General features: G+C 41.1%; 5 protein-coding genes. All 5 read right to left on the reverse strand.

Translation table 11 applies throughout. From position 1 onward, the window contains the following. Positions 1-256 precede the first annotated feature (256 nt). Entirely contained in the window at positions 257-550 is a 294-nt protein-coding gene (locus F885_RS05410) for a hypothetical protein (protein WP_005320580.1), read from the reverse strand. Further along, entirely contained in the window at positions 547-717 is a 171-nt protein-coding gene (locus F885_RS21055) for a hypothetical protein (RefSeq protein ID WP_005320583.1), read from the reverse strand. Before F885_RS21055 ends, F885_RS05410 begins: the two co-directional genes overlap by 4 nt. Continuing rightward, positions 710-1027, reverse strand: coding sequence for a hypothetical protein (locus tag F885_RS05405; protein ID WP_005320590.1), 318 nt, complete (start codon positions 1025-1027; stop codon positions 710-712). The genes F885_RS21055 and F885_RS05405 overlap by 8 nt, the downstream gene beginning before the upstream one ends. A gap of 516 nt (positions 1028-1543) precedes the next feature. Then, the gene (locus F885_RS05400) at positions 1544-1756 is read right to left on the reverse strand and encodes a hypothetical protein (RefSeq protein WP_005320593.1); all 213 of its coding nucleotides are present in this window, start codon (positions 1754-1756) and stop codon (positions 1544-1546) included. 284 nt (positions 1757-2040) lie between these two features. Continuing rightward, positions 2041-3241: protein rep (locus F885_RS05395; RefSeq protein WP_005320599.1), on the reverse strand; the 1201-nt coding region annotated here is incomplete at its 5' end.

The following is a 3241-nucleotide window of genomic DNA, read 5'->3' on the forward strand; positions in this document are numbered from 1 at the left end:
ATTTAGCCAATGACCACAGAAAGTTTTCTTGTTGCTTCGATCTATGTTTCAAAATGCCAAAACGTGTTATTCTATCCCTATGTTGATCTGCTTCAACAGAATTCGAACCCTTGTTATCGCTGGTCGCCAAACTAACGGATAACAGGGGTTTTTTAATGTCTTTTTGCATCAAAATTTGTCCCCGAGTTAATCAATAGTATCAAGTAAAAGAAAAAACAGCGAGCCGCTTCGCTAACTCACTGTTTTTTAACGAGATTCATAAGCCTTGTATAACTTTAGCAGTTGCACCCTTAGCAACATAAAAAACAACATTACGGCCTGAAGCAAGCGCACCGCATGGAATGCTGACACGCTTGTTTTTTAGACTTTCATAAATCTTGGCATCTTCAACCGTAAGGTCTATCAATTCGTGCTTTTTATCACCGTTCGGGAGTTCCAATTCACCTAAAAGCTGAATTTTGTCACGGTCCTCGAACGCTTCACCTGTTTTCTTGTTTTTACCGCCTTGCTGGGTAAATACATTAATAATTGTGCCTTCTAATCTAATCATTTTGGTAATCCTTCAACCATCTTAAGGCGACCGCCTACAACAGCGATCGCGAACAATGTAATGTCACGTTTGTTGTCCAAATGCTCTTGGAGCACTTGCTTGAAATAAGCAGCAGCTTCCTCAAGAGAATCCATCGGTTCGTTGCTGATAAGCTGGGCTTTATTCATCGTTCAATTCACCAGAATCAAACTGAGACAAGTTTTCGTAATACTGTTCCTCTAGATGGTCTAGAGCCTCAACAGTATCAGGATCAAGATTGGCAATAACCTGATCCATAGCAATGTCTAGCAGGTCATTTAAAAGGGCATTACGTGGGGTTTTTGAATGTGAGTTTTGCAACTCATGTAATGCAGAAAGGCGCGCAAAAAGTCGAATCTGAACACGAAATGGAATCTGTTTGTACAGACCAATATATTCAGATTCAGCAGTACCATTAATTTCAGCGACTAGCATTTGTAGCTTTGTAGGTTCAGTCATAATATTACCTTTAATTCAAAATGAATCATTATAGATTCTTTTTGAATCATACACCGAATCTTTTAAAAATCAACCTATCGCCACCCATGCGGGATGGCTCGGCAACTCCCAGTGCTCACCCAATGGAAGCTTGTAATCAGAGAGGGAAGTTTCAATATTTATTTAGCATCAGTTCGGGGGTAGACACCCCCTCTGGAACTTTTATTTATTGAACAGGTGTGACCTACTAAAAAACTGAAGTTTTTTAGCTGACGGCCAGAAATAGCCTAAGAAAATTAAAGGCGAACTTTTATTGAAAAGGTATCGCCTGTGAATCGCATCATCCAGTGTCACACACAGCACAACAGTCCTTGCGGACATCGCACCGCGCGCGCCCCTATCTGCTGCGCTACACAGGCGTTTTATCAGTAATGCACGCTTACGCGTTTCTCCGAAACCCTTATGTAGCAAGCTTGGCCTGAGATTTCGTAGATATACCAAGGGAAATAAAAAAGCCCTCCGGAGAGGGCTTGAAATTTAAGAAGGATACAAGTGAACTTCACCGATAACTTTTAGATTAGTAATCTTGGAATAATCATAAAATTCATCCCAACCTATAGAAATTTCAATAGTACCTTCCATGTTAAAGACCACATTGGAAATAACTCCATATGTTTCAAAACTACTATCAGAGTTGAATGAAACATACTTGCCTAAAAGTTGTAAAACAGTAGTATGTGCGACAGCCATGATGATCTCCTAATTAGATCGTTGTGGTTAGTCAGTAGATTGGACGGCCATCCGATCTACTGACGATTATTTCTGTTTGAATAAGTCTAATTGACCGTGCTTACGAACGTAATCACGCATAAACGCCCTAAGCGCCTGACTGGCTGTAATATCATTACTTTTACAAGCAGCCTGGAATGCATTTAAGAGTTCTATATCGACTCTAAAAGGGAATTGTTTTTGCTCTGGCATAATCAATCTGTAAATAATTTGTATAGACACAGTCTATATTTATTATTTACAGATTACAAGTGTAAAACGTATAAAAATCCATCCCAACGTTTAATTCGTTGCTTAACCCGTACACGGGTGTACGGGGATATCTGCCAATGTTTCTTTTTACGAACGTACCGAGGGACGTGCGGTGCACCGTGCGAGCCCTCCGTGCACTCCTCCGTTCCTCGTCCGTTCTCAATCGCCACACGGCTGCATCCACTTCCTCCGCCTCGGTCGGACGTCGCTCCCTCCTTCTCCTCGTTGTCGTCATTGTCTTGGCCTTGTGGCTCTACATGACGTGTCATAGTTAAGTCGTAGTAGGATTTTTTCCCAAAAACGAACTTATAAACCATCTCGAGGTAAGGCAAATCTGAATCATCAATGTCATCGGCAGGGTTGTCAGGAATCTTCACACCGTAAAGAGATCCAAATGCACCACTGAGGCGTTTGCCTTTCAGGATTTTGAATGCTTCCCATGTATTTTCTACAGTCAAATCACCGAATTTAAGAGCATATTTACAAACTTCAGCGGCAGCTTTGGCATAGCCAGTATCCTTTGATTTCTTTACCTTGCGGACATCAACGATATAAGAATCGCCCGTAATATCGTGCCAAAGTTCAGACAATTGTTCCTGGTCTATCCATTCGTCCAGAAGGGCGAACAAATGAAGATGCGGATGCCATTCCTTGGTGGATTCATTAAACGTATTTTCATAGGAATACATAGCACCATCAATTTTACAGAACTCATTAAAGCCACGACCTTTTTTTAAATAGTCCCTACGGCGCTCTAGAAGCGTTCTAAACGATTTTATGAGGTGGGATGACCTTTCCCCTAGGTCAGTACCGTTCTTTACTGTGAACGTGATTAGAACGGGTTTCAGCTTGCGATTTTTAGATAGGACTTCATCAACACGATCCGTATATTTTTGAATAGACTTAGAGGCACGTATACCCGCACAGAACGGGCACAGCAAATGCTGGCTACAAACCTGTAGTTTCGCCAGTTTGACTTGGTTGATTGTGTAAAAATTTTTGAATAGGAGAAAGTTGCCACAAGTCAGTAATTTCTGAGCAGCTTTTGTAGCCCTAATGGACTCTTCGTTTGGCTTGTCGTTTTGATAGTTTTCCTTGTATTTAGCCAATGACCACAGAAAGTTTTCTTGTTGCTTCGATCTATGTTTCAAAATGCCAAAACGTGTTATTCTATCCCTATGTTGATCTGCTTCA

This window comes from Acinetobacter higginsii, assembly GCF_000369845.1.
Classification (GTDB): Bacteria; Pseudomonadota; Gammaproteobacteria; order Pseudomonadales; family Moraxellaceae; genus Acinetobacter; species Acinetobacter higginsii.

Excerpts from the sequence above, each read along its gene's own strand:
- F885_RS05410 (WP_005320580.1), bottom strand. The coding sequence starts at position 550 with ATGATTAGATTAGAAGGCACAATTATTAATGTATTTACCCAGCAAGGC.
- F885_RS21055 (WP_005320583.1), bottom strand. The coding sequence starts at position 717 with ATGAATAAAGCCCAGCTTATCAGCAACGAACCGATGGATTCTCTTGAG.
- F885_RS05405 (WP_005320590.1), bottom strand. The coding sequence starts at position 1,027 with ATGACTGAACCTACAAAGCTACAAATGCTAGTCGCTGAAATTAATGGT.
- F885_RS05400 (WP_005320593.1), bottom strand. The coding sequence starts at position 1,756 with ATGGCTGTCGCACATACTACTGTTTTACAACTTTTAGGCAAGTATGTT.